At 50.2% G+C, this 25,627-nt stretch carries 28 protein-coding genes and 5 tRNA genes; 12 read left to right on the forward strand and 21 right to left on the reverse strand.

Translation table 11 applies throughout. From position 1 onward, the window contains the following. Window positions 1-30: 30 nt before the first annotated feature. Both G535_RS13590 and G535_RS0111660 read right to left on the reverse strand, forming a co-directional pair. A complete protein-coding gene (locus G535_RS13590) occupies window positions 31-618 on the reverse strand; it encodes a CBS domain-containing protein (RefSeq protein ID WP_051207190.1) in 588 nt (195 codons plus the stop codon). Window positions 619-665: 47 nt separating this feature from the next. Next, on the reverse strand, window positions 666-941 hold the full coding sequence (locus tag G535_RS0111660) for a hypothetical protein (protein WP_026862223.1): 276 nt from the start codon (window positions 939-941) through the stop codon (window positions 666-668). A gap of 231 nt (window positions 942-1,172) precedes the next feature. Here G535_RS0111660 and G535_RS0111670 point away from each other — a divergent pair, with 231 nt between their 5' ends. Beyond that, complete coding sequence (locus G535_RS0111670; protein WP_026862224.1) at window positions 1,173-2,561, forward strand: amidohydrolase family protein; 1,389 nt, start codon at window positions 1,173-1,175, stop codon at window positions 2,559-2,561. Window positions 2,562-2,588: 27 nt separating this feature from the next. On the opposite strand, the gene G535_RS0111675 is transcribed toward G535_RS0111670, so the two are convergent. The 10 genes from G535_RS0111675 to G535_RS0111720 form a co-directional block, all read right to left on the reverse strand. Beyond that, on the reverse strand, window positions 2,589-3,950 hold the full coding sequence (locus G535_RS0111675) for a GGDEF domain-containing protein (protein WP_051207192.1): 1,362 nt from the start codon (window positions 3,948-3,950) through the stop codon (window positions 2,589-2,591). 26 nt (window positions 3,951-3,976) lie between these two features. Next, window positions 3,977-4,063 (reverse strand) — tRNA-Leu (locus tag G535_RS0111680). A 30-nt stretch (window positions 4,064-4,093) separates the two neighbouring features. Continuing rightward, a tRNA-Cys gene (locus tag G535_RS0111685) sits at window positions 4,094-4,167 on the reverse strand. A 9-nt stretch (window positions 4,168-4,176) separates the two neighbouring features. Beyond that, window positions 4,177-4,252: transfer RNA gene (locus G535_RS0111690), tRNA-Gly, on the reverse strand. A 28-nt stretch (window positions 4,253-4,280) separates the two neighbouring features. Then, window positions 4,281-4,356 (reverse strand) — tRNA-Gly (locus tag G535_RS0111695). Between the two features lie 79 nt (window positions 4,357-4,435). Beyond that, the gene (pgsA, locus tag G535_RS0111700; RefSeq protein WP_026862226.1) at window positions 4,436-4,984 is read right to left on the reverse strand and encodes a CDP-diacylglycerol--glycerol-3-phosphate 3-phosphatidyltransferase; all 549 of its coding nucleotides are present in this window, start codon (window positions 4,982-4,984) and stop codon (window positions 4,436-4,438) included. 17 nt (window positions 4,985-5,001) lie between these two features. Then, window positions 5,002-6,873, reverse strand: coding sequence for an excinuclease ABC subunit UvrC (gene uvrC / locus G535_RS0111705; protein ID WP_026862227.1), 1,872 nt, complete (start codon window positions 6,871-6,873; stop codon window positions 5,002-5,004). Next, complete coding sequence (locus tag G535_RS13595) at window positions 6,848-7,534, reverse strand: LuxR C-terminal-related transcriptional regulator (protein WP_051207194.1); 687 nt, start codon at window positions 7,532-7,534, stop codon at window positions 6,848-6,850. The genes uvrC and G535_RS13595 overlap by 26 nt, the downstream gene beginning before the upstream one ends. A gap of 210 nt (window positions 7,535-7,744) precedes the next feature. After that, window positions 7,745-8,536, reverse strand: a complete 792-nt coding sequence (locus G535_RS0111715; RefSeq protein ID WP_034728114.1) for a thioesterase family protein — start codon at window positions 8,534-8,536, stop codon at window positions 7,745-7,747. 100 nt (window positions 8,537-8,636) lie between these two features. After that, window positions 8,637-8,728: transfer RNA gene (locus G535_RS0111720), tRNA-Ser, on the reverse strand. 195 nt (window positions 8,729-8,923) lie between these two features. Here G535_RS0111720 and G535_RS0111725 point away from each other — a divergent pair. From G535_RS0111725 to G535_RS0111745, 5 genes are read left to right on the forward strand one after another with little or no spacing between them, the layout of a single operon-like run. Beyond that, window positions 8,924-9,598: a Bax inhibitor-1/YccA family protein gene (locus G535_RS0111725; RefSeq protein WP_026862229.1), complete on the forward strand. Its 675-nt coding sequence runs from the start codon at window positions 8,924-8,926 to the stop codon at window positions 9,596-9,598. A gap of 5 nt (window positions 9,599-9,603) precedes the next feature. Continuing rightward, window positions 9,604-9,951, forward strand: a complete 348-nt coding sequence (locus G535_RS0111730; RefSeq protein WP_034728116.1) for a DsrE family protein — start codon at window positions 9,604-9,606, stop codon at window positions 9,949-9,951. Continuing rightward, window positions 9,951-10,298, forward strand: a complete 348-nt coding sequence (locus tag G535_RS0111735) for a hypothetical protein (RefSeq protein ID WP_026862231.1) — start codon at window positions 9,951-9,953, stop codon at window positions 10,296-10,298. The genes G535_RS0111730 and G535_RS0111735 overlap by 1 nt, the downstream gene beginning before the upstream one ends. A gap of 4 nt (window positions 10,299-10,302) precedes the next feature. Continuing rightward, complete coding sequence (locus G535_RS0111740; protein WP_026862232.1) at window positions 10,303-10,617, forward strand: hypothetical protein; 315 nt, start codon at window positions 10,303-10,305, stop codon at window positions 10,615-10,617. A 3-nt stretch (window positions 10,618-10,620) separates the two neighbouring features. Next, window positions 10,621-10,950 carry a TusE/DsrC/DsvC family sulfur relay protein gene (locus G535_RS0111745; RefSeq protein WP_026862233.1) on the forward strand — a complete coding sequence of 110 codons (330 nt, stop codon included), beginning with the start codon at window positions 10,621-10,623 and terminating at the stop codon, window positions 10,948-10,950. Here the strand turns inward: G535_RS0111745 and serS are convergent. From serS to lrp, 6 genes are all read right to left on the reverse strand, one after another. Continuing rightward, on the reverse strand, window positions 10,937-12,235 hold the full coding sequence (gene serS, locus G535_RS0111750; protein ID WP_026862234.1) for a serine--tRNA ligase: 1,299 nt from the start codon (window positions 12,233-12,235) through the stop codon (window positions 10,937-10,939). The genes G535_RS0111745 and serS overlap by 14 nt on opposite strands. Before the next feature lies 1 nt (window position 12,236). Continuing rightward, entirely contained in the window at window positions 12,237-12,626 is a 390-nt protein-coding gene (gene crcB / locus G535_RS0111755) for a fluoride efflux transporter CrcB (protein WP_051207196.1), read from the reverse strand. Then, window positions 12,616-13,953, reverse strand: coding sequence for a replication-associated recombination protein A (locus G535_RS0111760; RefSeq protein ID WP_026862236.1), 1,338 nt, complete (start codon window positions 13,951-13,953; stop codon window positions 12,616-12,618). Before G535_RS0111760 ends, crcB begins: the two co-directional genes overlap by 11 nt. A 6-nt stretch (window positions 13,954-13,959) precedes the next feature. Further along, on the reverse strand, window positions 13,960-14,607 hold the full coding sequence (gene lolA, locus G535_RS13600; protein ID WP_051207198.1) for an outer membrane lipoprotein periplasmic chaperone LolA: 648 nt from the start codon (window positions 14,605-14,607) through the stop codon (window positions 13,960-13,962). Between the two features lie 10 nt (window positions 14,608-14,617). Further along, window positions 14,618-17,065 carry a DNA translocase FtsK gene (locus tag G535_RS0111770; protein WP_026862237.1) on the reverse strand — a complete coding sequence of 816 codons (2,448 nt, stop codon included), beginning with the start codon at window positions 17,063-17,065 and terminating at the stop codon, window positions 14,618-14,620. A 135-nt stretch (window positions 17,066-17,200) separates the two neighbouring features. Further along, window positions 17,201-17,692: a leucine-responsive transcriptional regulator Lrp gene (lrp, locus tag G535_RS0111775; protein ID WP_026862238.1), complete on the reverse strand. Its 492-nt coding sequence runs from the start codon at window positions 17,690-17,692 to the stop codon at window positions 17,201-17,203. A gap of 144 nt (window positions 17,693-17,836) precedes the next feature. On the opposite strand from lrp, the gene ald reads away from it, so the two are divergent. The 4 genes from ald (at window position 17,837) to infA (ending at window position 21,108) form a co-directional block, all read left to right on the forward strand. Beyond that, window positions 17,837-18,964, forward strand: coding sequence for an alanine dehydrogenase (gene ald / locus G535_RS0111780; protein WP_026862239.1), 1,128 nt, complete (start codon window positions 17,837-17,839; stop codon window positions 18,962-18,964). 140 nt (window positions 18,965-19,104) lie between these two features. Beyond that, window positions 19,105-20,064 (forward strand): thioredoxin-disulfide reductase, encoded by a 960-nt coding sequence (gene trxB / locus G535_RS0111785; RefSeq protein ID WP_026862240.1) that lies wholly within the window; start codon window positions 19,105-19,107, stop codon window positions 20,062-20,064. Next, a complete protein-coding gene (gene aat / locus G535_RS0111790; protein WP_026862241.1) occupies window positions 20,064-20,798 on the forward strand; it encodes a leucyl/phenylalanyl-tRNA--protein transferase in 735 nt (244 codons plus the stop codon). The genes trxB and aat overlap by 1 nt, the downstream gene beginning before the upstream one ends. Window positions 20,799-20,889: 91 nt before the next feature. Beyond that, window positions 20,890-21,108, forward strand: coding sequence for a translation initiation factor IF-1 (gene infA, locus G535_RS0111795; RefSeq protein WP_008489926.1), 219 nt, complete (start codon window positions 20,890-20,892; stop codon window positions 21,106-21,108). A gap of 15 nt (window positions 21,109-21,123) precedes the next feature. On the opposite strand, the gene clpA is transcribed toward infA, so the two are convergent. Further along, window positions 21,124-23,397 carry an ATP-dependent Clp protease ATP-binding subunit ClpA gene (clpA, locus tag G535_RS0111800; protein ID WP_026862242.1) on the reverse strand — a complete coding sequence of 758 codons (2,274 nt, stop codon included), beginning with the start codon at window positions 23,395-23,397 and terminating at the stop codon, window positions 21,124-21,126. Window positions 23,398-23,434: 37 nt separating this feature from the next. Then, entirely contained in the window at window positions 23,435-23,755 is a 321-nt protein-coding gene (gene clpS / locus G535_RS0111805; RefSeq protein WP_026862243.1) for an ATP-dependent Clp protease adapter ClpS, read from the reverse strand. Window positions 23,756-23,983: 228 nt separating this feature from the next. Here clpS and cspD point away from each other — a divergent pair, with 228 nt between their 5' ends. Beyond that, window positions 23,984-24,193, forward strand: coding sequence for a cold shock domain-containing protein CspD (gene cspD / locus G535_RS0111810; protein WP_026862244.1), 210 nt, complete (start codon window positions 23,984-23,986; stop codon window positions 24,191-24,193). An 81-nt stretch (window positions 24,194-24,274) separates the two neighbouring features. On the opposite strand, the gene yejK is transcribed toward cspD, so the two are convergent. Further along, window positions 24,275-25,318, reverse strand: a complete 1,044-nt coding sequence (gene yejK, locus G535_RS0111815) for a nucleoid-associated protein YejK (RefSeq protein ID WP_026862245.1) — start codon at window positions 25,316-25,318, stop codon at window positions 24,275-24,277. 84 nt (window positions 25,319-25,402) lie between these two features. On the opposite strand from yejK, the gene G535_RS0111820 reads away from it, so the two are divergent. After that, window positions 25,403-25,627 carry a YejL family protein gene (locus G535_RS0111820; RefSeq protein WP_026862246.1) on the forward strand — a complete coding sequence of 75 codons (225 nt, stop codon included), beginning with the start codon at window positions 25,403-25,405 and terminating at the stop codon, window positions 25,625-25,627.

A 25,627-nucleotide genomic window follows, 5' to 3' on the forward strand; every position in this document is an offset into this window, starting at 1 on the left:
ATGTAACGTGCTGCTGGGGAATCAACAAGCTTAGCTATCGGTGATTTCCGGGTGCTTCAAAGCGGTAAACACCTCAACAAAAGTGGTCGCTTTAGGGTATAAACGCACCGATTCTCCGGTTGCTGCCAAAATGCGCAGCGAAGAGATAAAGCCAACAATAGCGCCATTGGCTTCAATCACCACGAAGTTCTTGCCTGCTGCTTGCATTGTTGCAGCAATATCGCCAATTTTTGCCTGCCGTAATTGGCCACGGTCGAGTACAGGCAAACGCTCAATAGGTTCCATCAGGTGTTTCACTTCAACCTGACTCCAAGGCACTTGCAACGCCGTACTTAACGCACCACTTTGACGGCTGTGCAGTTCCCGCGCCAACAACATGCCAGATAACTGCTGATTGGCGTTCAACACACCGGCATAACGTGTATCGGTGCGTTCAAAACGCTGCTCAGCTTCCGGCAGCCGTGTGGACTCAGGAAACAAGGTCACATGATCGTGAAAGGACTCCATCACCAACTCAGCGGGAGCGTGCCAGGAAAGCTGTTCGATGGGTTGTGATGGTTCTAACGTCGCATCAGCGGTGGTCGCATGATGCCATTGCAAAGCGTGAAATCCAGCCATAATAAGGCCCTCTTCTAACGTAATTATTGAAATTAAAATGAATCAATTTAAGCGTTAGAACTAGCTGGCGGTGCGCGTGCTTGCGGTTGTTGGTAACTACAGTAGGTGCAGCGAGGTGTCACCTCAGGACTGTTTGCATGGGCAAGCCAAGGCGTGCTTTCGGCCACAGTAGCGACGTGACCGTCGTCGGTATCGAGTGTATCCGCTAAGCTATCTTGCGCGACGGTTTCGACCACCCAACTTTGTAACTGGGCGTGATCTTGTTGATCAGCAGCACAGGCAAACCGATCGGCACGTTGTTCCGCGCCAATACTATTCACCATTAAAAATGCTAGGAACAACCTCGCCAGCATGCTGCTTTACCTACCTGTACCTACTCTACTCATGACTATGGTAGCGGAACCAACAAAACTCAAGGGCGGCGACCTTAAATTTACGCTAATTGGGCGGAAACTAAGCTCCCCAGCATTGCAAAGCCTGAGCGCGAACAGTAACTTGCTAGAAGCTGTTTAGAAAATAATCAAAACAATTAAAACACACAATAAGGTTATCCCATGAAACACCTCACCATTGGTCTTCTCTCCGCGTTTGCATTGCTGCATTCCTGTAGTGCCGCAGCTGAAAAAATTGCCCTCGTTGGCGGCCGTCTGATCGACGGCACAGCGAGTTTACCGCTCAAGAATAGTGTGGTGCTCATCAATGACGGTAAAGTCGAGTCCGTGGGGCAAGTAGACACCTTAGAGGTGCCTGAAGGTTATCGCGTTATTTCAACCGAAGGCCACGATGTGTTGCCAGGTTTATGGGAAAATCACGCCCACCTGCAACTGACCGGACACGCGAACTATCCACATTGGCAAGCCAATTACCGTGACCGCTTCGTCAGCGAAATCATGCCCGCAGCACTGGTACAGCTGCTACTCGCTGGCGTGACTAGTGTCCGTGACTTAGGTGCCCCGCTGGACGATACGATTGCGATGAAACAACAACTTGCCGATGGTAGCCTACCCGGCCCGCACCTTTATGCGTCTGGCCCTTTTATTCAATGGCAGGTGGACGACTGGCAAAGTAGTTATCGCTGGGCTGTCCAGAGCAAAGCTGAAGCAATCAAACGTATTGATCAACTTGCCGACGCTGGGATGGATATCGTTAAGCTCATCGACCATGACGATATGCCGCGAGAATTGGTTGAAACGATTGTCCAACACGCCCATAAACGTAACTTGAAAGTGGTTGCGCATGCCCACAAGCCGAATGAAATCCGTATTGGCGTTGAGGTGGGTGTCGATAACTTTGAACATACAGGTCTCACGACAGCACCGGGTTACCCTGAAGATGTCCTCGCGGCCCTACGTGAACGTACGGCAACGGGTATCTTTGATGGCTTACTGTTTTGGACCCCTACTGTTGAAGGCCTTTATACCTATGAAGAAGCGATCAAAAATCACGAGTACTTAGATGATAGCTGTTGGCATCGCGGCCTTAAAGACGACACCATTGCTGATATTCAAGCTTCTTTGGCTGCGCCGGGGCAGCTCAGTTACAAACAGCTCGTACCTCTGCGTCAGCCAACCCTGAAACGTAAAATCGAGCAGCTACGCGAAACTGGCGTGGTCATGCTGGTGGGCACTGATGTGGGCATTCCGATGAAATTTCATTGTCAAACCACTTGGCATGAAATGGCGGTGTGGGTTGATGAAATGGGCTTCTCGCCGATGGAAACCATTCGTGCTGCGACCTATTGGCCGGCAGTAATGATGGGCGTGGAAGACCAGTATGGCTCGATCACCGAAGGTAAAGTCGCCGATATCATCGCCGTTCGTGGCGATGTCTTAAAATACATCAACCTGCTGCAGCGCGTCGACTTTGTGATGAAAGAAGGCGTGGTTTATAAAGAGAATGGGCGCGTAAATGAGGTTATATTACCCGCACAATTACGCCAGTAAGTGCTCGAACTGCAGGCTAACAACGTCTTAGTCTGCAGTTTCGTCCCACAAGACCACGCAATTTCGACCTTGCTGCTTGGCTTGATAAAGCGCTTGGTCTGCGTGTTTCATATCATAGGTGTAATCTGGATGACCGCTGTAAACGCTGACCCCAATACTGGTGGTCAGATGCAAGGACTCTTTGCCGCTGGTTAGCTTAAAACGCTCTTTAGCAATGGTTTCACGAAGCTTATTAGCCACGGCTAACACTTGCTGTTGATTCACATCAACCACCACGACCATGAACTCTTCGCCACCGAGTCGGAAGCAATAGTCCCCACTACGTGTCGAATTGCTCAGCACTACCGCTACTTGCTGTAATATATAGTCACCATTGTCGTGACCATAGGTATCGTTCACGTCTTTAAAGTGATCAATATCGATGACCAAAAGACCATAACGCTCATTGCGAGTGCGCGCCAAGGTCAATTGTTTGCTCATTACCGCAGGTAAAAACTTACGGTTTAACAAGCGCGTCAGAACATCCTTACCGGTTTCCAGCTCTTCGCTACGCTTAAATAAGCTTTCCAAGCAAAAAGAAATGGTTTTCAAGGCCGCTCGAATATCGTGAATAACATTAATCTTGTCAGCACTGCTATCGGTCATCAGTGGCAGAATGCTGCTATCGAGGCGATCGATTTCGGCCAAGATTTGATTGCACTCAGGTGCTCCTTCAAAAGCATGCAAGCCTTTATGGCGGAACCATAATCCAAATTCGGACTGCGCTAAGCGCATCGATTCCGCTGACGTATCACCGGTCGCCTGACTAAAGAGAATATGGTTTTCCCAATTGAGCAGCGCGGCGCGCTGGGCTTCTTTTTCACGACCGACATCTTGTGAGATCGAAAACAGTCGATACGCTTCTTCGGTACGGGTATTGCGCTCGGCGTTTTTATGGTACGCAATGGCCAGAACCTCTAGGGAGAGGTCTAACAAGGTACGGAAAAACCGATACGCGTCTTCTGATAAGTCGGTACAGTCGTTAAAACTGATTTTCAGGATACGACCGCCACGCAAAACCAAATGTACAGGGATATCGATACGCGCATGAATCACGCCGATTTCGACCTGTTGCTGAATTTGCTTTTTGATGTGTTCAGGCGAAGTTTCCAGTTGAAACAGGTCAACCATCCAACGCTGAAGCGAACCTGACAAGCGCTGCTTAACGCTTTTGTTATCCAGATAACGCGCAGCTTCAGTATTCGCCAACATGGCTTCATAGAAGCTTGCAGCAAGCTGTTCGCGATGCAGTTGAACCTGCTCACCAACATTGCTACGAATCGTTTCTGGAAAAGTTTGCAGTGCGTGAGTCCAGTCGGCATGAATACTTTGCAAGTGTTCTGTCAACATGGATCTGCCTATGCAACAAAAAGAGATGGTGCCCGGGGCCGGACTTGAACCGGCACGCTGTTACCAGCGAGGGATTTTAAATCCCTTGTGTCTACCAATTTCACCACCCGGGCACATTGTATATGTAGTACCAGAGACTCCGATGGAGGCGGGACCCGGAGTCGAACCGAGATCCACGGATTTGCAATCCGCTGCATAGCCATTCTGCCATCCCGCCGTCGGAATTTGGAGCGGGAAACGAGATTCGAACTCGCGACCCCAACCTTGGCAAGGTTGTGCTCTACCAGCTGAGCTATTCCCGCATCAAGAAAGGTATTCGAAGTTGAAGTTTGGAGCGGGAAACGAGATTCGAACTCGCGACCCCAACCTTGGCAAGGTTGTGCTCTACCAGCTGAGCTATTCCCGCATCCAGTGCCGACGCATTCTACTGGCTATTTCGCCGAGGTCAACGATTTTTTGCCTCTAAGCTGTTCGTTTGCTTATTTTTAATCCACTTGGCTTAAATCTGACCAAGCAGCGCGCAAATATTCCCACATCGACCACAGTGATAACACAAAAGCGACGTATAACAAGATGGTTGCAACAACGATTACAAAGGTATTGGCTTCCCAAATTAAACTGCCGATGGCCACCATTTGCGCTGTTGTCTTAATTTTACCGAGATTCGACACCTTCACTTGATCGTGCTTACCAATTTGTGCCATCCACTCACGCAACGCTGAAACAACTAACTCTCGACTGACAATCGCTAACGCCGGAATACTGATCCACCACACCGCGTAATTCTCAACCACCACAATCAAGGACGCCGCAACCATAACTTTATCAGCCACGGGATCTAAAAATGCCCCGAACGGAGTGAATTGGTTAAAACGACGTGCCACATAGCCATCAAGACCATCGGTGATCGCCGCTAAAGCAAAAATAAAGGCGGCCCAAAAGTTGGCCTCGCTCCACGGTAAATAGTAGATACCGAGAAATACAGGAATCAGTAAAATCCGAAAACTTGTCAGCAGGTTGGGAATATTCCACATACGACTTATTATTCCTTTTATTCATCACGAAAGGCGTGGTAGATGGTTTCAGCAAGTTCGCGGCTGATGCCAGGCACTCCTGCAAGTTGCTCAATACTAGCCTGTTTCACCTGTTGTAATCCACCTAGATTTTGCAATAAGCGCTGTCGGCGCTTCGCGCCAACGCCCGGAATATCCTCTAATCGAGAGGTGCGGCGCACTTTAGCCCGTCGTTGCCGGTGCCCCGTAATTGCAAACCGATGCGACTCATCACGGATGTGTTGCACTAAGTGCAGTGCCGGTGCATCGGCGTTAAGCGGAATGGTACTGTGACTCCCCGCCAAGATAAGCGTCTCTAAGCCTGGCTTGCGCGACTCCCCTTTTGCAACCCCGATCAATAAAGGCGCAGCGGGACCCGCCTGCCCTTGCCAATCGGCAAAATAGGCTTCGGCTTGGGAGAGTTGCCCTTTGCCGCCATCTATAAACAAAATATCTGGCATCGGAACATCGTCGGCGGTGTTGTGCTTCAAGGGATCAAAACGCCGTTGTAGCGCTTGGGCCATGGCCGCGTAATCATCGCCTGGCGTAATTCCCGAAATATTATAGCGTCGGTAGTCACTTTTTTTCGGGCCTTGCCGATCAAAGACGACACATGACGCCACGGTTTCTTGTCCCATGGTGTGGCTAATGTCGAAACACTCCATACGGGTAATCGATTGACCGAGATCCAACACCTGTTCCAGCGCCTGCAGTCGCAGCGTCATGGTGCTAGCTTGATGAAGCTTGCTATCTAACGCGTTCAGCGCATTTTTTTGAGCTAGAACTTGATACTGACGGCGTTCACCACGGACGTTGTGGGTCATTCTTAGGGTTTGTGCCAACGCTTGTTCAAGCACTTGCAGCTCATGTTCTGGGTCAAGTAACTTGGCACCATTTTGTTCTGGCAAGATGATCTCTCGCGGCAACTGGCGTTCAACTTGATCGTTCAAGTAGAATTGCAACATAAAGGCAAGCAAGATCGCATTATCGTCAGTGTTCGCTGGCACCTTAGGAAAGTAGCTCCGACTGCCCTGCACTGCGCCTTCACGGATAAACAACATATGCACCGCGGCGACACCACCCTGACGCGCAAAGCCGATCACGTCTAACGACTGTTGGTTACCTGTCACTGCATTACGTTCTTGCACTTGCCGTAAGGCGGCGATTTGATCGCGAAAGCGCGCTGCCCGTTCAAACTCAAGCTCAGCGCTAGCTCCTTCCATGCGCACCACCAGCTGATCAATGACCTGCTGGTTTTTCCCTTCTAAAAAAGCTTTGGCAAGGTCGACCTGCTCGCTGTATTCCTCATCGCTACAGTAGCCTTCAACGCACGGCGCTAAACAGCGTTTCAACTGATATTGCAGACACGGACGGCTACGCGCTCGGTAATAGGTGTCATCACATTGACGCACCGGGAAGAGCTTTTGCAGTAACCGCAGACTGTTGCGCACGGCCACGCCGTTTGGAAAGGGTCCGTAATACTTCCCCTTTTCACGACGCGTGCCACGATGAAAGGCTAACCGTGGATGGCGATGGTCACTAACCAGTAAATAGGGATACGATTTATCGTCACGCAATAGCACGTTGTAGCGCGGACGATACTTTTTAATAAAGTTGTTCTCGAGGATCAGCGCTTCGGCCTCGGTGTTGGTCACCGTAACATCAATGGCGGCGATCTGTTTTACTAAGGTTTGCGTTTTGGGACTATCTACTTGGGCGCGGAAGTAGCTACCGACACGTTTACGTAAATCTTTTGCTTTGCCTACGTAGATAATGTCACCTGACTCATCGTACATCCGGTACACACCCGGTTGATGAGTCAGGTTACTGAGAAACTGTTTTGGATCAAAGGACTCCTTCGCTTGTGTCATCGTGCTCTACTACCGTCGCCTCTGCTGATAAGTCAATTAAACCGGTTTGAATGGCAAGATGGGTCAACGCCACATCACCGCTGAGGCCTAGTTTATCAAAAATCCGATAGCGAAAGGTATTTACTGTTTTGGTACTGATATTTAATAAGCTTGCGATGACCGCAACCCGACGCCCTTGTGCGATCATTTGCGCCACTTGTACTTCACGCTTACTCAGTTTGGCCAGTAGATCCATTTGTTGTTGTCGGGCGGGATTACGGGCGAGATACTCTGCCACGCTCGCCGCAACGTACATGCGACCACGACTCAAGCTCTGACAGGCAGAAAGGAACTCGGCGCGCTGCGAAGCTGCCAACAAATAGCCTTCAACCCGCTCGAGATTACATTGAAAATCGAGCACATCTTGAAAGCGCGTCGCCCATAACAATACTTGCAAATCGGCAAAACGACGCTGTAAACGGCGCCAAATTTCAATGGTTCCGTCGCCACACAACTGGCTTCCGAGAATCACGGTTGCGTACGGTGACGCTTGCGCAGCATCGCGTAATTGCTGCTGATTAAAAACAACTGCGGCAACCTTGTAATGGGGTTGCTGCGCCAAAATCGTTAGCATTCCTTGGCTAACGAGTTCGGATGGGACTGCCACGATGAACTCTGTCATATGAATATCCTTATCCCTGTGGGGGGGTAATGTCGTGCTGTACTTAACCCATTTAAGTACACATCAACATATGACTATTTTTTGCGCAAAAGGCAATCATTCACGTAACAAAATGTAAAGAAATCGTAAATTTTCTTACATATCACCCATCAAATGAACCGCAACACCCATCAATAAAACCAAAAAGAGCGTGCAAACTATCAAAACCAACTAAGCAAACACTGTGACCGTTTGCCGACTTATCGCCACCAATTGTCCACTTGGATCCCAAATATGCGCATGCGTGTGACCGTAACCATCGGCAGCGTAATCAATGGTCGCCACATAATGCCACCAATCATGGGTCGAAAAGTTCGGCAAATGCGCGGGGAACTCGATGGTCCAGGTTAACGAGCTCGCGGGTGCCAATTCGGTTAAATGCGGCAATAATGCGGGAGGCCAAGCATCAACCATACCTAATAAAGTGCCTTCATCAATAGCAGCATCAAGGCTGCGATAGCGCATATAGCCACCGAATTCACGACTTTTTACGCCGCTAAACGGTAACCCACCTTGGGTAACGCGGTAGTCGAAAGCAGTGGTGAACTCTGGCAAGCCAGCAACCTCAGGAAACGACAAACCTTCAGCAGGCGGTGCGCTTGGTGGTTCAGGTGTATCCGTAATACGAATCACCGAATCACGCGCACGGCCATAGGTTACCAGGGCGGCAAGCACCACTTCACCCTGCTGTTGAATCTCAACGGCAATTTGCGTCACGTTTTTACCAGTTCGCAACACACGGCGCTCAAGCACGGCTTCGCCAGCTAATACAGGACCGACGAACGACACTGTCAGGGCTCTTAGTTGTTGCCCTGCGGCAGCGCCTGCGACGGCGTGGCGCCAAGCAATTGCCGCGGTTAGCCCGCCAAAAAGGGCACGTCCCTGCCCCCATCCGGTCGGTAATAGGATGGTTTGTACGGCGTCTGGTGTGATGGAATCTAGAATTGTATCAATAGGTTGCATGATGGTACCTCATAAGATCATTAAAGCAGTATAAGGAGGTACGACCAGAAGTAAAGGGCATAAAAAAACCCGCTCACAAGGAGCGGGTTTTCTTGAAATGTGGCGGAGAGAGAGGGATTCGAACCCCCGGTGGGTGTGAACCCACGCCTGATTTCAAGTCAGGTGCATTCAGCCGAACTCTGCCATCTCTCCGTTGTCTGTGGCTGTGTGCCTCAAGACGAAGCGAATGATAAAGACCCTAAATGCGCTTGTAAAGTAAAAATTTGAATCTCTTGGTCCGTTTGCTGTCATTTTATACAAATAGCACTAAAAAAGCCTTGAAAGCATTGCTACTTACCCCCATTTTTGGGATACACTGAGGGTGTTTGTTTAACAACGGAGAAATAAATGAACCATCAAGTTCACGTGTCGACGTCGCAATCGAGCGAATCGGTACTACAGACCAACAAAGTATTGCGCAACACTTATATGTTGCTCGGCTTAACTCTGGCCTTTAGTGCCTTCACCGCCTTTTTGGCCGCCAGCATGGGCTTACCGCACCCTGGGTTCATTATTACCCTTGTCGGCTTTTACGGCTTATTGTTCTTAACACATAAAACCGCTAACAGTGCCATGGGCCTTGTGTCTGTGTTCGCGTTAACTGGTTTCATGGGCTACACCTTGGGTCCTATCCTTGGCATGATCAGTGCCATCGGTCCGCAAGGTAACGAAATCATCATGACTGCCCTTGGCGGTACTGCTCTGATTTTCTTTGCTTTATCAGCTTATGTACTGACCACTAAGAAAGATATGTCCTTCTTAGGTGGCATGATGATGGCAGGCTTTGTTGTCCTTATCGCCCTCTTTATCGCCAACTTGTTCTTCAACATGCCGGCGTTAGGTCTAGCACTATCTGGTTTGTTTATCCTGTTCTCAGCAGGCGCTATCCTGATGCAGACCAGTGCGATCATCCATGGCGGTGAACGCAACTACATCTTGGCAACAGTGACGTTGTACGTTTCTATCTACAACATCTTTGTCAGCCTGTTGAACTTGCTGATGGCGTTTTCTGGCGACGATTAATAGCCGTGACGACGCTCGTACTTTCGGTGCATAGCGCACCGGCCGAAACACGCAGCCTGTTAGCGTATCACTACGCGCAGGCTGCGCTTACATTAGGCCACTCAATCTCCCAAGTCTTTTTCTACCAAGCTGGCGTGCTGCATGGGCAACGCACTGTTGCTGATCCTCATGGGGTAACCCAAGCATGGCAACAATTAGCAACACAGCATGGCTTTGAGCTGGTGTTGTGCGCGACCGTGGTTGAACAAGACTATCAACTTAGCCCAGACGCACTGGCAGCCCATTACACCCTCGGTGGACTTACCGAGTTTAGTAGCGCTGCGGCACGTGCTGACAAGATCATGCAATTCTAATGACCATTTATATTGTACAAACCCATGCGCCTGAACACCCATCGAGTTGGCACGGTCAGGACATGCTATTGGCACTTGCGACCTTGGAGCTTAATCCACAACTGGTGTTGCTTGGTGATGCGCTTGATCATTGGCGCGTCAGCAAAGACGTCGTGCGCCATAACCGTTCGCTGCAAAAGCGCTACGGTCTTCTTGAGCTGTATGATTGCCCGGCCCCCCTACTTGCAAGCGATCCATTAACGGCTGAAACCGGTAATGCTGACGATTGGATTGGTGATTATCACCCACTCACCTACGCTGATATCGCCGCCCGTCTCGCGCTTAGCGATAAAGTGATGAGGTTTTAACGCCATGCAGGACCACACCATTAAACGCGCCTTAATTACGCTCCGAAACTGGCCTTTAAGTCACGCTGATCAAGCGTTGTTGGCTGCGACAGCAAGCCAACAAGAGGTAGTGCTGATCGTCAGTGAGCACGCTTTGTCAGCCATGCTAGCAAACCCCGATACGTTTGCCGAACTCGACTACCCATGCTACGTCTTGCAAACCGAGTTAGCCTTGCATACCTCGGCGTCACTGCCCGCCTATGTAATGCAGCTGAGTGACAGTAGTTGGGTGGAGTTAACCTTGGCCTCAGGCCCCGTAACTTTTTTAGGTCAGTCGTAAGCTATGTTTGAATTGAATGGTCGTCAGTACGCCACTGATAAACACGAATACCTTGCCGACTTCGATGCTTGGAGCCCTGAGCTTGCGGTATACATTGCTGCGTTGGAAGGTATCGAGTTAACTGAAGCGCACTGGGAAGTGGTGCACTTTGTACGTGATTTCTATCAAGAGTTTGATACCAGTCCAGCCATGCGGGTACTGGTGAAAGCGATTGGGCAGCGCCTTGGCGCAGATAAAGCAAACAGCCGATATCTCTATCGACTGTTCCCTAAAGGGCCTGCTAAACAGGCCACGCGGATTGCCGGCTTACCGAAACCGGCTAAATGCATTTAATTTCGGTTTTACCGCCCATATAAGGCTGCAGTACCGTTGGGATCTTCAGCGAGCCATCGGCTTGCTGATAGTTCTCCAGCACCGCTACCAAGGCACGACCAACCGCAACACCTGAACCATTCAAGGTATGCAGTAATTCAGGCTTCTTCTCTCCTTTACGGCGGAAGCGCGCTTGCATACGACGCGCTTGGAAGTCCCACATATTCGAGCATGAACTGATTTCACGATAGGTATCTTGTGACGGCAACCAAACTTCAAGGTCATAGGTTTTACATGCGCCAAAGCCCATGTCACCAGTACACAACAATACTTTTCGATACGGCAATTCCAATAACTGCAAGACACGCTCAGCATGCTGAGTAAGGGTTTCAAGGGTTTCCATCGACTGTTCAGGCTTCACCAACCACACTAACTCGACTTTATCGAATTGATGCTGACGGATCAGGCCGCGCGTGTCACGTCCGTGCGAACCCGCTTCACTACGGAAACACGGTGTGTGCGCCGCGTATTGCAACGGCAATTGTGCTTCATCGGCAATCTCATCGCGCCACAAGTTCGTCAGTGGCACTTCTGCGGTTGGGATCAACGATAAAGGCACCTGCTTCTCAGTTGCGCCTTGTACGTGAAATAAGTCTTCGCCAAACTTCGGTAACTGACCCGTGCCATACAAAGTATCGTGATTGACCAAGTAAGGCACGTAAGCTTCAGTGTAGTGATGCTCGTTCACGTGCAAGTTCAACATGAACTGCGCTAACGCACGATGTAACTGAGCGATTGCACCTTGCAGCACGACAAAGCGCGCGCCGGCGAGCTTGGCACCTTTTTCAAAATCCATACCGTTGGCAAGCTTATGAGCAACATCCACATGATCAGCTGGGGTAAAGTCAAACTGATGTGGTTCGCCCCAACGACTGATCTCTTGGTTGTCGTCTTCATCTTTACCTAAAGGTACGCTTGCATCAGGCAAGTTCGGCACGCCCGAAATAATCGCGTGCAGTTCTTCTTGTACCTCATGCAACTCAACTTTGGCTTGTTCTAACTGGTTACCCAAATCGTCTACCGCAGCAAGCAACGGCTGAATATCTTCGCCTTGCGCCTTGGCCTTACCGATGGCTTTAGAGCGGGAATTACGTTCGGCCTGCAACGACTCGGTACGCACTTGCAGTTCTTTACGGCGTTGTTCTAACTGCTCTAACTGTGCAACATCCAGTTGAAAATCACGCGTCTCGGCTAAACGAGCTGCGGTTTCTGCGACTTCATTACGAAATAACTTGGCGTCTAACATGCTAATTCCACATCGATAAAAAATAAGATTTCAGCCCCAGTGCGAGTGCAACTGCGGCGATACAGCAAATAACGTTTAAACTGGCGTAAGCGATGGCTTTGAACAATTCCCCTGTTTGTACCAGCAAGACCACCTCAAGTGAAAAGGTCGAAAAGGTGGTAAATGCACCTAATACACCGACACCGAGCAAAAGCCAGGTTGTTTCATTCACCGAGCCTTGCTGCTGACCTAGGAAAACTAACGCCAACAAAAAAGACCCTACTATGTTAACGATTAGTGTGCCGAAAGGAAATGTTTTCCCGAACATTGCTGCCGCGCCAAGCACCATCGCGTAACGCGCCATTGCTCCCAAAGCGCCACCTAAGGCAACCCACAAGAAGTTAATCAGCATCGTCACCTCGTTGCCAGTCGCTGCTCGCGTCTTGCTGCTGCAGCCACTCAAGCTTGGCGCGCAGTTGCTTTTCAAGACCTCGGTCACTGGGCTGATACAATTGCACAGCACTTAACTGGCTTGGCAGGTAACGCTCACCGGCAACCACCGCATGCGGATAATCATGGGCGTAACGGTAATCAGCGCCAAAACCTTCTTGCTTGTGCACTTGCGTTGGAGCGTTGCGAAGATGATGCGGCACTGGCGCATCAGGGTAATCGGCAGCCAACTTTTTAGCCGCATTAAAGGCTTGATAGACAGAGTTACTCTTGGCCGCTAAGGCACAATAGACCAGCGCTTGCGCGATCGCCCGCTCGCCCTCTGCAGGGCCCACGCGATGAAAGGTATCCCACGCATTCAACGCCAGTTGTAAGGCGCGTGGATCAGCATTGCCAATGTCTTCAGAGGCAATCGCCAAGAGCCGCCGGGCCACAATTAACGCATCCCCGCCGCCATGCAAGATGCGCGCGTACCAATACAGCGCACCATCTGGCGACGAGCCGCGCACCGACTTATGCAGCGCTGACAGTAAATCGTAATAAACATCGCCCTGCTTATCATATCCGGCATGTTTACCGCCGATAGCTGCCACCACGGTATCACGCGTCAGTTCACTCCCGTCGGCAATCGCATCGGTGCTAATCTCAAGGTAATTCAGGGCACGCCGGGCATCGCCACCGGCCGCGTAAACCAAATACTCAAGCGCGTCCTCCGCAAACCTCAACTGACGTTCCCCTAACCCGCGCTCGCTATCGGCCATCGCTTTTTCGAGGAGCTGGCGAATCACCGCATCGTCGAGCGCCTGTAAACGGTAAACACGGGCACGGGACAACAACGCGCCATTCAGTTCAAAGGCGGGGTTTTCCGTAGTCGCACCAATAAAGATCACGGTGCCATCTTCAATATGGGGTAAGAAGGCATCTTGTTGGCTTTTATTAAAGCGATGCACTTCATCAACAAACAACAAGGTACGACGTCCCTGCTGCTGATTTTCTTTGGCTTGCGCGATGGCGGCGCGGATTTCTTTGACGCCAGAGGTCACCGCGCTAATGCGTTCTAATGCCGCAGCACCGGACTGGGCAATAATCTCTGCCAAGGTGGTTTTGCCGGTTCCTGGCGGCCCCCACAGGATCATTGAATGCAGCTGGCCGGCCAAAATGGCTTCACGCAGCGGCTTGCCCGGACCTAGCAAATGTTCTTGTCCCCAGTAGTCCTCTAACGTCAAAGGCCGCATACGAGCGGCCAATGGACGAAAATCAGGTGCGAAATCGAAGCTTTGCGTTTGCACGTTAACCTACAGTTGTGGTTCGGCCCGCTGATCATCCACCATGGCATCAGCAGGAATTTGATAGCTAAATGTGGTGTACGGCAGCGCTAAGTTCATTGCCACCTCAGCCAACTGGATCTGCGTTTGTTGGCCTTGACCATCGGTCAGGACGACTGACTCAAGCTGGCCTTGTTCCGCCCCAAAGGTTAGCGTCAGCTGCTGTTGTTGCGCCGCATTCGCGGTGGGCGCCAAGGTATAACTTTGCCCGTCTTGGCTAACCTCATAATCGGCCCACGCAGTAGCTTCAGCGTCGAGCAAGAGTAAAAATGGGCTTTGCCCCGCCGCAGAGTGCTGATCCGAAATCGTCACTTGTTCGACAAAGGCATCAAAGTAATACACCGCAACCCCATCGGCCACCAAGGTCAGTTCATCAGGCGCCTCACTTTGCCAGTAAAACTTGTTTGGCCGCGCCATCGCAAGTTCACCTTCGAGAGTTTGAATCACCTCACCATCAGCGCCCACCACTTGCTGCTCAAAGCGCGCTTGTAAGGTGCTGATAGGCGCCAACTGTTCTTGTAATGCCTGTTTCGCTGATGGCGTAGTCGCAGCCATTGCGCTCGCTGAAGCGAACATACCGGTTGCTAGACATACCCCGGACAACAACATTGCTTTCATACTAAATTCCTTAATCTCGCGGAGGTCGTGGCGCAAGCACGTCACGTTGACCATTGCTCGCTGCACTACTAACGACACCGCTCATTTCCATTTGTTCCACGATACGCGCCGCGCGATTGTAACCAATTCTGAATTTACGCTGCACGCTCGATACTGAAACGCGCTGGGTCTCAGTAACAAAGGCAACCGCCTCATCATAGAGCGGATCACTCTCGGCGTCGTCACCTTCAAGGGTTTCGCCCGGCAGTAAGGTATCTTCTGTCGGGTCACCATTCAAAATTTCATCCAAGTAATTCGGTTTGCCACGCTTCTTCCAATCGGCGACCACGGCATGCACTTCATGATCGTCCACAAAAGCACCATGAACCCGCGTCGGCACACCGCTGCCTGGAGGTAAGTACAACATATCACCTTGGCCTAAGAGCTGATCTGCGCCGGGTTGATCCAAAATCGTCCGTGAGTCAATTTTTGACTGGACTTGGAAGGCAATTCGGGTCGGAATGTTGGCTTTAATTAAGCCGGTGATCACATCTACTGACGGACGCTGTGTTGCCAAAATCAAATGAATTCCCGCAGCACGCGCTTTTTGCGCAATACGCGCAATCAACTCTTCAACTTTTTTACCGACAATCATCATCATGTCGGCAAACTCATCAATGACCACCACAATATTCGGTAAGGTTTCCAGCACTGGCGGCATCTCGTCCATCGAGTCGCCCGGTTTCCACAGTGGGTCACGCAAAGGTTCACCCTGCTCCGCCGCGTCACTCACTTTGGCGTTATAACCTTTAAGGTTCCGCACCCCTAAGGCCGACATCAGCTTGTATCGGCGTTCCATCTCACCAACACACCAACGTAATGCATTGGCGGCATCTTTCATGTCGGTTACGACTTCAGTCAACAAGTGTGGAATGCCTTCGTACACGGACAGTTCCAACATTTTCGGGTCAATCATGATCAAGCGAACTTCTTCTGGCGTGCTCTTATACAGCAAGCTCAGGATCATCACGTTCACCCCGACCGATTTCCCTGAACCAGTGGTACCGGCAACCAGCAAGTGTGGCATCTTCGCTAAATCAACGATCACAGGTTGACCAGAAATACCTTTACCCAGCACCATAGTGGTCGGCGCAGGACTTTGTTGGAACGCATCGCAACTGATCACTTCGCTAAAGAACACGGTTTCACGGCTCTTGTTCGGTAACTCTAGACCCACGTAGGATTTACCCGGAATAACTTCCACGACCCGGACTGAGGTGGCCGAGAGCGAACGTGCAATATCTTTATCGAGGTTCGAAATTTTGGAGACTTTCACCCCTGGCGCGAGGTCAAGCTCAAAGCGCGTGATGACCGGCCCCGGCTGCACGTTGGCAACTTTCACTTCAACGCCGAAGTCTTGCAACACCGCCTCAACGGTTTGGCTGATCTGCTCAAGTTCTGCAGGGGTCAAAGGGTTGCCAGTTTGCGCCGGCTTATCCAACAAGGCAATCGATGGCAACGGGTCAATCGGGGCAGCTGGCGTTTCATCAATAGCGCTGTTGTCGCTGTCCTGGCCCTGTACCTCAGCTACAGGTGTTGCCGAAGCAACTGGTGCGGCAGGCTTGGCAACTTCAGGTTCATGCGCAGGCTCAGGCATGTCGTCTGACAAGATAGGCTCGACGCGCGCCTGCGCATCGCGGCTTTCAACCTCAGCAAAAACGCCGAGATCTGGCTCCACGGGTTCATCATCGGCACTAATAGCCAAGTCCAAATCAACCTCAGGCTCTTGTTCGTCCTTACTTGGGAACACCTTTAATTTGCGGCGTTTTTTACGGCGTTCGCTGGCGCTTGCCACAGCAGTTTCTGGTGCAGTTTTGCCATCAGGCCGTTCTTGCCGTACAAAGCGTAACACCCGCTCATACAGCCACTGGGTGCCTTGAATGGTGACTTCGCCCAGCTTATCTGCCAACCAAACCCACGAAATACCGGTAACTAGCGTTAAACCCGTACACAAAAACGTTAGCAGTAACAAGGTGGTGCCGATCAAATTGAAGTACGGTAGCAATGAACTACTGATCACATCACCGACCACACCGCCAGCGGAAAACGAATACAACGCCGAGAAGTTCAGCGACGCCAACGCAGACGCCCCGACCAAAGTTAGAATAAGACCGATGAGGCGCAATCCAAGCGCCAAGTAATCTAGCTCAAGCAGGCGATGAGGCTGACGAAACATGACATAGCCAAGCCCTGCGAGTCCAAACGGAATGGCATAAGCGACAAAACCGAAGGCAAACAATAAGGCATCGGCAAACCAAGCCCCAATCGCGCCTGCGGCATTTTCGATGGAACCTTGATAGCCGGTTTGCGACCAGCTTGGGTCTGCTGGATTAAAGCTTACCAGCGCCAAGAAAAGGAAAATGGCAAAAGCGCCGCATAGAATCAAGCCGACTTCGAGAACGCGTTGCGCACCGCTCATAGTTCGTTCCCCTGTCGTGAGTGTCGTTGCATGCTGCTACTGGTCATGTCGTGTCCCTGTCTACCTATTTCTTATAATGCTGCAGCTAGTGTAGCGCGTCAGCGCAATAGATTCAGCTGTTTTGCGAGGTCTTTGCTAACCTTTTATCAGTACTTTATTGGCGTTTTTCACTTCTTCCATCACCACATAGGTGCGTGACTCATTCACCCCAGGCATGGTCAACAAGGTTTCGCCGAGCAACTTCCGATAGGACGGCATGTCGGGCACCCGTGCTTTAATCAGAAAATCAAAGTCGCCGGCCACCAAGTGGCACTCGAGAATTTCCGGAGTTTTACGCACCGCTTCACTAAACTCAGCGAAGGAGTCTGACGACGTCCGCGTTAAGGTGATTTCGACGAAGACCATCAAGTTGGCACCCAACTTACTTGGGTTAATACGCGCATGATAACTTTCAATCACACCTTCGTGCTCAAGCTTACGCACGCGCTCGTTACAGGCCGATGGACTAAGCCCTACCCGCTGCGCTAAGGCAACATTGCTCAAGCGCCCTTCATCTTGCAATAAGCGCAAGATCTTTCGGTCGATTCTATCGATAGTGATATGTACGGGCTCTTCGGCATTAAACATATGATTTCACCAAATTATAAAGCATTAACCGTAGTATATGCGGTAAACACGCATAAAAAAAGTACGAAACACGATAATGATTTCGCCTATAATTGGCGCCTTAAAATGAATGTTTCACTGAACAACAACAACGGGACGTAATCCATGCTAATTGGTGTACCTAAAGAAATTAAAAACCACGAGTATCGTATCGGCCTAACCCCAGGCTCTGTACGTGAGTATGTTGCGCATGGCCATTCGGTGATGGTCGAACATGATGGCGGTGCTGCCATTGGTTTTACCAACGAAGACTATGAACTCGCGGGTGCTACCATCGTTGCTGATCCGGCAGAGATTTTTGCCAAAGCAGACATGATCATTAAGGTAAAAGAACCACAGCCTAATGAGTGCGTCCAGTTACGTGAAGGCCAAATCCTTTACACCTATTTGCACCTTGCGCCAGATCCAACGCAAACAGAGCTGTTAGCGAAAGCAGGCGTGAGCGCGATCGCGTATGAGACAGTGACAGACCGTAATGGCGGTTTGCCACTATTAGCACCGATGAGTGAAGTTGCTGGTCGTATGTCAATTCAAGCCGGTGCGCACAACCTGGAAAAAGCCAATGGCGGTAGTGGCGTATTGCTTGGTGGTGTACCAGGTGTTGAGCCAGGTAAAGTACTTATCATCGGTGGCGGTAACGTCGGTACACAAGCAGCGAAAATGGCTGTTGGTCTTGGCGCTGAGGTCACTATTTTGGATCGTTCATTGCCACGTTTACGTCAACTCGACGATATCTTCGCTGGTCGTGTGAAAACCGTTTACTCTACTGTTGATGCGGTCGACAAATTCTCACGCGAAGCTGACGTTGTGGTCGGCGCGGTATTGATCCCAGGCGCTGCAGCGCCGAAATTGTTATCACGTGAAAACTTGAAGAACATGAAACCTGGTTCTGTCGTGGTTGACGTAGCAATCGACCAAGGTGGCTGTTTTGAAACCTCACGTGCGACCACGCACCAAGATCCGACCTATGTGATCGATGACATCGTGCATTACTGTGTTGCGAACATGCCAGGTGGTGTTGCCCGTACTTCTACCATCGCATTGAACAACGCAACCTTGCCATTCGGTATCGCGCTCGCGAACCACGGCCTAAAAGCGATGGAAAACAACGAGCACTTGCGCAACGGTTTGAACATGCACAAAGGTAAGATTACTTACAAAGCAGTACATGATGACCTTGGCGAGAAGCTTGGTTTGGATTACCAAGATCCGCTGGAAGCAATTCGCAGCTAAAGCAATCTTTACAGCACGCCCTTATCGAGACCCGCACAAAGTTTGCGGGTCTCTTGTTTGCGGCCATTGGAAAACCTACAATCGATCCCCATAACAAAAACATGTTGCGACTAACTTTATAAGAACGGAGTACAACGATTATGGCTGAAGCCAAACATTGCCGCTTACTTATCCTAGGCTCAGGACCTGCTGGCTATACTGCTGCGGTTTATGCTGCACGTGCCAACCTTAACCCGGTCTTGGTGACGGGCATGCAACAAGGTGGCCAGTTGACCACCACCACCGATGTTGAAAACTGGCCTGGCGATGCTGAAGGTTTAACCGGCCCTGATTTAATGGTTCGCATGCAGCAACACGCTGAGAAATTTAATACTGAAATCGTCTTTGATCACATCAATAAGGTCGATTTTACCCAACGCCCTTTCCGCCTCTACGGCGACAGCCATGAATTCACCGCCGATGCGGTCATTATCTCAACCGGTGCGTCAGCCAAATATCTCGGCTTAGACTCTGAACAAGCCTTCATGGGCAAAGGTGTGTCTGCTTGTGCGACCTGTGACGGCTTTTTCTACCGCAACCAAAAAGTATGTGTGGTTGGTGGTGGTAACACCGCTGTCGAAGAAGCCTTGTACTTGGCAAACATCGCCAGCGAAGTACATGTGATTCACCGTCGTGAAGAATTCCGCGCCGAGAAGATCTTGGTTGACCGTTTAATGGATAAAGCTGAAAACGGCAATGTGACCCTGCACCTCAACAAAACTCTGGATGAAGTTTTAGGTGATCAGATGGGTGTGACTGGCGTACGTTTGAAAGATACCCAAGACGGTAGCTTGAACGAGCTGGAAGTAATGGGTTGTTTCATTGCCATTGGTCACCAGCCTAATACCGGCATCTTCGACGGTCAGTTAGACATGCATGACGGTTATATTCGTGTCCAGTCAGGTCTGCAAGGCAATGCTACAGCGACCAGCGTGCCTGGCGTTTTCGCCGCCGGCGATGTTATGGACCATACCTATCGCCAAGCCATTACCTCAGCCGGCACTGGCTGTATGGCAGCACTTGATGCTGAACGCTACCTTGATGGCTTAACCAAAGCCTAATGGTCATTCGTTTGCAGGCTCAGGATGTGCGCTTCCCGCCTCCTGAGCTTGCGCTTAAAGAACCCAATGGACTGCTCGCGGTCGGCGGTGATTTACGCCCTGAACGCCTGCTAAACGCCTATCGAAACGGTATTTTCCCTTGGTTTGCCGAGGGTGACCCCATTCTTTGGTGGAGCCCAGATCCACGCGCGGTATTCACCCCGCAAAGCTTACATGAAAGTCGCTCGATGCGGCGGTTTCGACGGCAGACGCAACTCACCGTGACTCTGAATCACGACTTTGCACAAGTGATTGCCAAATGCGCTGAGGTTCACAGTCATGGCGAGGGTACTTGGATCACCCCGGCCATGGCGCAGGCCTATGCTGAGCTGCATCGATTAGGCTATGCTCATTCGATAGAAGTCTGGGACGACACGACCTTAGTTGGCGGCATGTATGGCATTGGCATGGGCCAAGTATTTTGTGGTGAGAGTATGTTCCATACCCGTACCAACGCCTCAAAATTAGCCTTTTTAGTCTTTGCCGAACACTTCTTTGCCGCTGGCGGACAATTGCTCGACGCACAAGTACCGAACCCACACTTGGAACGCCTTGGCATGATGACCTTGCCGCGCCCGCAATTTTTGCATTTTTTGCAGCGGCAACAGCAAAACGGCGGAACAATCCCTAAGGAATTCTGGCAATCCCGCTGCTTATCAACAAATCGAGTGGCAATTAACGACGAAAACAGCTAGAATTCTGACCACTTTTTTCAGGCGTTCGCTGACAGCTCGGTGAGCACACAACGCTTGACGTTATTATTTTGAGATAAAACCGAGGATTTGGATGGCAAAAGAAGACAGTATTGAAATGCAAGGAACGGTACTTGATACCCTTCCTAACACTATGTTCCGCGTAGAATTAGAAAACGGCCACGTGGTGACCGCGCATATCTCAGGAAAAATGCGTAAACACTACATCCGCATTCTGACCGGCGACACCGTGACCGTGCAATTGACGCCTTATGACCTAACCAAAGGCCGTATTGTCTTCCGCGCACGTTAATGGCTGCGCTGCCGTTTAGCCCGTAGTTGAACTACGGGCTTCACGTTCTTTAATCTGCAGTTTCAAAGCATCATCACTGACAGTGACACGTACGTCACCGCCTTGCGTTAGCTTACCAAAGAGCAATTCGTTCGCCAGCGGCTTTTTCAAGTGTTCTTGAATGACACGCGCCATTGGCCGCGCGCCCATTGCTTTGTCATAGCCCTGCTGCGCTAACCATGCACGCGCTTGGTCGTCCAACGCCAAGCTGACATGTTTGCGATCAAGTTGCGCCTGCAATTCAGTGATGAACTTATCAACCACCTGCTCAATGACCTCAGGACTCAGGTTATTGAACCAGACGATGCTATCAAGACGGTTACGGAACTCTGGACTGAAGGTCTTGTTAATTTCTAACATGGCGTCGGTAGCATGGTCTTGCTGCTTAAAGCCAATCGATTGACGCACCGTTTCTTGTACTCCAGCGTTGGTGGTCATCACTAAAATGACATTACGGAAGTCAGCTTTGCGACCATTGTTATCGGTCAACATGCCGTAATCCATCACCTGCAACAAGATATTGAATAAGTCACTATGCGCCTTTTCAATTTCATCGAGTAACACCACAGCATGCGGATGCTTGATCACCGCATCGGTCAGCAAGCCCCCTTGTTCGTAGCCAACATAGCCTGGTGGTGCACCAATTAAACGACTCACCGCATGGCGCTCCATGTACTCGGACATATCAAAGCGTAAAAACTCAATACCGAGAACTTTTGCCAGCTGTTGCGTTACTTCGGTTTTACCTACGCCCGTTGGCCCTGCCAACAAGAACGAACCGACCGGCTTATTCTCCGCACCAAGACCTGCGCGCGACAAACGAATGGCCGCGGTCAATTGTTCAATGGCTTGATCTTGACCAAACACTACCAACTTCAAGTTGCGGTCCAGCTGCTTCAAGGTTTGTTGATCAGAGCGCGAGACGCTCTGTTCAGGTACACGCGCAATTTTGGCAATAATCTGTTCAATATCAGTCACATTGACTGTCTTCTTGCGCTTGGATGGGGCTAACAATTGCTGGCTAGCGCCCGCTTCGTCCATCACATCAATGGCTTTGTCCGGCAAGTGCCGTTCATTGATATAGCGCGCAGAAAGCTCTGCTGCTGCACGAATGGCGGGTTGCGTGTAACGAATACCATGATGGGCCTCATAACGGTCTTTCAAGCCCATCAAAATTTTCGTGGTATCGTCCACCGAAGGTTCATTAATATCGATCTTCTGGAACCGACGCACCAAGGCGCGGTCTTTCTCAAAAATGGTTTTGTATTCGTTGTAGGTGGTGGAGCCAATACATTTTAGCTCGCCACTACTGAGCAATGGTTTCAGCAAGTTCGAAGCATCCAACACACCACCACTGGCCGCACCGGCCCCGACAATGGTATGAATTTCATCAATAAAAAGCACCGCTTCAGGCTGTTTGGTCAACTCTTTCAGCAGTTGCTTGAAACGCTTTTCAAAGTCACCACGATATTTGGTGCCGGCCAGCAAACCACCCATGTCGAGTGAATAAATCACTGCATCGCGCATCACCTCGGGAACGTCGTCATTGACGATGCGGTAGGCAAGTCCCTCAGCAATCGCGGTTTTACCAACGCCGGCCTCACCCACTAACAGCGGATTATTCTTGCGACGTCGACACAACACTTGAATACAGCGCTCAAGCTCGAGATCACGGCCAATCAGCGGATCAATCTTTCCATCACGTGCGCGTGCATTCAGATTAGTACAGAAGCGTTTGAGGTAACTTTGCTGCTCGTCTTGACCCTCGTCGCTGACCTCGCTGTCGTCTTGGTCTGGCGGAATAATAGGATCATCAATTTTCGATAAGCCGTGCGACAAGTAATGCACCACATCAAGGCGCGTAATGTCATGCTTGTTGAGCAGGTACACAGCGTGCGATTCTTGTTCGCTAAAAATCGCTACCAACACATTGGCACCGGTAACTTCGCTGTTGCCTGACGATTGCACGTGAAAAACGGCACGTTGCAACACGCGCTGAAAGCCCAACGTCGGCTGGGTTTCACTTTCTGCGGTCTCGGTATCGAAACTCGGTGTACTGCGCTCAATGTAGGCCAACAACTCTTGCTTCAACTTGGTAAATTCAAGACCACAAGCATGCAAGGCTTTCGAGGCTTCGGGATTATCCAGTAGAGCGAGTAACAGATGTTCAACCGTCATTAATTCATGGCGATGGTCACGTGCAATACGAAACGCATCATTCAAGGTGATTTCTAGCGCTTTATTTAGCATACGTACTCCTCAACTACGATCCGACCCCAATGCCACACTATGCTTTCTCCATAGAGCATAACAGAGGATGCTCATGTTCGCGGGCATACTGGTTCACCTGCATGACTTTTGTTTCTGCAATTTCTGCAGAATAGACCCCGCATACAGCTCGACCTTTGTAATGAATGGCGAGCATTGTATCGGTGGCTCGCTCTTGATCCATCCGAAAAAACTTGATGAGAACTTCCACAACAAAGTCCATTGGCGTGTAATCGTCATTATTCAGAATGACTTTATACGTCGGTGGCGGCTGTAGCTTTTCGCGGTCAGTTTGGCGATCGCGTACCGCCTCATGGTGTTGCTGGTTCATGTCACTCATAACTACTACTTACCTATATATAGTCAGAAAAACGTGATTTCGCTTACTGCACAAAGAATTTAAACCCTTTTTACCCTGCACCCGTTCATTAAATAATCAAAATTAGGCTTGACACTGAACAGAACTCACCTAGAGTAAAACATGGTGTTAACAATTGCCCGTTTAAAGAGGCAAGCACCATTCTAACAATAAATAAATAGTAACTGCAGAATTAAAGGAAGTAGAAGTATGGCAACCGGTAAAGTGAAATGGTTCAACAACTCTAAAGGTTTTGGGTTTATTGAAGCAGAAGACCGTGAAGGTGATATCTTCGCACACTACTCAACGATTGAAATGGAAGGTTATCGTACCCTAAAAGCCGGACAGGATGTTGAATTCGAGCTAGAAGAAGGCCCTAAAGGTCTCCACGCCACGAATATTACTCCAGTTCCAAAATAAGCAGCGACCATAGGCTGACAACAAAACGCCAGTTCATCGAACTGGCGTTTTTTGTTACCGATCACTTAACTATCGATACCCTTAACTATCTATACCAAAATACCGACGAAGCTGATCCCGTAAGTTCGGTGGCGTACCACGCACCGTCAAGGTATCTGTATCAGGGTCGTACTGCACGCGCTCACCAAGTAAGTCTTGATCAAAGGCCACGCTCAACCCACCGCCTTGGCCCTGGAATTTCACCAGCTTACGCAAGGTGGTACGGTCGGTTGGAAACTCTTCGATCAAGGCCCGCTCGGCTTGTGCTTGGTTAAAGTCAGCAAAACTGCGCTCTACAGGTACTGACTCACGAAGTTGCTCAGACAAATCCTGAACCCGCACCGGCTCACCTTGTTGCCATTGATTGTCGCAAATGTCGTACACCGATTTCCGTAATTGCCGTGCTTGCTCACTCTCAAGGTTTTCTTCTTGGGCGTAACGCGTCACGCTTTCAATCAATTGCTGTGATTGCTTCTTCGGGTTCAAACCTTCCGCGCAACCCAAAAAGTCCAAAAAGAAATCCGATACTTTTCGCCCTGCACGGCCTTTAATGAACGAGATATAGGTTGTCGACTCCGGCTCTTCATGCCATTCCGTCAAATTGATCGATGCCGCCAACTGCACTTTACTGATGGCCAGCTGTGACGAACGGTCCACACTTAAATCAGGCGCAATGGTGACGCCATCTTGGCTTGGCAAAAACGCCACTACCAAGAAATCTTGCCCCCGTTCACGGTAGCTCGAAACGACCAAGAACCCGGCCTCAAGAATGCCGTAGTGCTGCAATTGTTGGTGCAGTAACTTTGCGCTTTCTTGAGAAAATTCGACAAACGGCAGCTGCTGACGATGCCACTGTTCCAGTAACTCAGGAAAGTTACTGGCAAGGGTTGCCTCATGTTCGTCATCTTCACGCAAAAAGCGCGCGTAACCTTTGCTCGGCTTCGCCTGGTACACCTCGGTCAACTCCGCCAAAAGCGCATTCACTTCGTCGCTAATGGCCAGCGTATCAGGTGCAACCCGCAATCCCACTTGGCCGTCGTTGGTGTAGAACTGATGAATAATACTGTGCTGAATATCTGCTTGCATGATGCGATTCGTATCCTTTCCTACTGCAATTGAGAGCGCCTGTGATAAGATTGCCGCCATTCTACCATGTAAGGAAAATTTTCAATGCCCATAGTGTCAAAATATGATGCAGCCCGTCAGGAGCAACTCCTTAACGACGTTCTTGACACCCTTATCACCGCCGAAGTTCCGGTTGATTTAGCGCTAATGACCCTTGGCAATGCGGTCACTCATATCTTGTCGGAACATTACAGTCCTGCCCAAGCGCAGCAAGTAGCTGAACAATTTGGTAAAGTACTGCTACAATCGATGAAGAAATCGGCAAATTAA

The organism is Pseudidiomarina sediminum DSM 21906 (genome assembly GCF_000423165.1).
Taxonomy (GTDB): domain Bacteria; phylum Pseudomonadota; class Gammaproteobacteria; order Enterobacterales; family Alteromonadaceae; genus Pseudidiomarina; species Pseudidiomarina sediminum.

Coding starts and splice junctions, on each gene's coding strand:
- G535_RS13590 (WP_051207190.1), bottom strand. CDS start 618: ATGGCTGGATTTCACGCTTTGCAATGGCATCATGCGACCACCGCTGAT.
- G535_RS0111660 (WP_026862223.1), bottom strand. CDS start 941: ATGGTGAATAGTATTGGCGCGGAACAACGTGCCGATCGGTTTGCCTGT.
- G535_RS0111670 (WP_026862224.1), top strand. CDS start 1,173: ATGAAACACCTCACCATTGGTCTTCTCTCCGCGTTTGCATTGCTGCAT.
- G535_RS0111675 (WP_051207192.1), bottom strand. CDS start 3,950: ATGTTGACAGAACACTTGCAAAGTATTCATGCCGACTGGACTCACGCA.
- pgsA (WP_026862226.1), bottom strand. CDS start 4,984: ATGTGGAATATTCCCAACCTGCTGACAAGTTTTCGGATTTTACTGATT.
- uvrC (WP_026862227.1), bottom strand. CDS start 6,873: ATGACACAAGCGAAGGAGTCCTTTGATCCAAAACAGTTTCTCAGTAAC.
- G535_RS13595 (WP_051207194.1), bottom strand. CDS start 7,534: ATGACAGAGTTCATCGTGGCAGTCCCATCCGAACTCGTTAGCCAAGGA.
- G535_RS0111715 (WP_034728114.1), bottom strand. CDS start 8,536: ATGCAACCTATTGATACAATTCTAGATTCCATCACACCAGACGCCGTA.
- G535_RS0111725 (WP_026862229.1), top strand. CDS start 8,924: ATGAACCATCAAGTTCACGTGTCGACGTCGCAATCGAGCGAATCGGTA.
- G535_RS0111735 (WP_026862231.1), top strand. CDS start 9,951: ATGACCATTTATATTGTACAAACCCATGCGCCTGAACACCCATCGAGT.
- G535_RS0111740 (WP_026862232.1), top strand. CDS start 10,303: ATGCAGGACCACACCATTAAACGCGCCTTAATTACGCTCCGAAACTGG.
- G535_RS0111745 (WP_026862233.1), top strand. CDS start 10,621: ATGTTTGAATTGAATGGTCGTCAGTACGCCACTGATAAACACGAATAC.
- serS (WP_026862234.1), bottom strand. CDS start 12,235: ATGTTAGACGCCAAGTTATTTCGTAATGAAGTCGCAGAAACCGCAGCT.
- crcB (WP_051207196.1), bottom strand. CDS start 12,626: ATGCTGATTAACTTCTTGTGGGTTGCCTTAGGTGGCGCTTTGGGAGCA.
- lolA (WP_051207198.1), bottom strand. CDS start 14,607: ATGAAAGCAATGTTGTTGTCCGGGGTATGTCTAGCAACCGGTATGTTC.
- G535_RS0111770 (WP_026862237.1), bottom strand. CDS start 17,065: ATGAGCGGTGCGCAACGCGTTCTCGAAGTCGGCTTGATTCTATGCGGC.
- lrp (WP_026862238.1), bottom strand. CDS start 17,692: ATGTTTAATGCCGAAGAGCCCGTACATATCACTATCGATAGAATCGAC.
- ald (WP_026862239.1), top strand. CDS start 17,837: ATGCTAATTGGTGTACCTAAAGAAATTAAAAACCACGAGTATCGTATC.
- trxB (WP_026862240.1), top strand. CDS start 19,105: ATGGCTGAAGCCAAACATTGCCGCTTACTTATCCTAGGCTCAGGACCT.
- aat (WP_026862241.1), top strand. CDS start 20,064: ATGGTCATTCGTTTGCAGGCTCAGGATGTGCGCTTCCCGCCTCCTGAG.
- infA (WP_008489926.1), top strand. CDS start 20,890: ATGGCAAAAGAAGACAGTATTGAAATGCAAGGAACGGTACTTGATACC.
- clpA (WP_026862242.1), bottom strand. CDS start 23,397: ATGCTAAATAAAGCGCTAGAAATCACCTTGAATGATGCGTTTCGTATT.
- clpS (WP_026862243.1), bottom strand. CDS start 23,755: ATGAGTGACATGAACCAGCAACACCATGAGGCGGTACGCGATCGCCAA.
- cspD (WP_026862244.1), top strand. CDS start 23,984: ATGGCAACCGGTAAAGTGAAATGGTTCAACAACTCTAAAGGTTTTGGG.
- yejK (WP_026862245.1), bottom strand. CDS start 25,318: ATGCAAGCAGATATTCAGCACAGTATTATTCATCAGTTCTACACCAAC.
- G535_RS0111820 (WP_026862246.1), top strand. CDS start 25,403: ATGCCCATAGTGTCAAAATATGATGCAGCCCGTCAGGAGCAACTCCTT.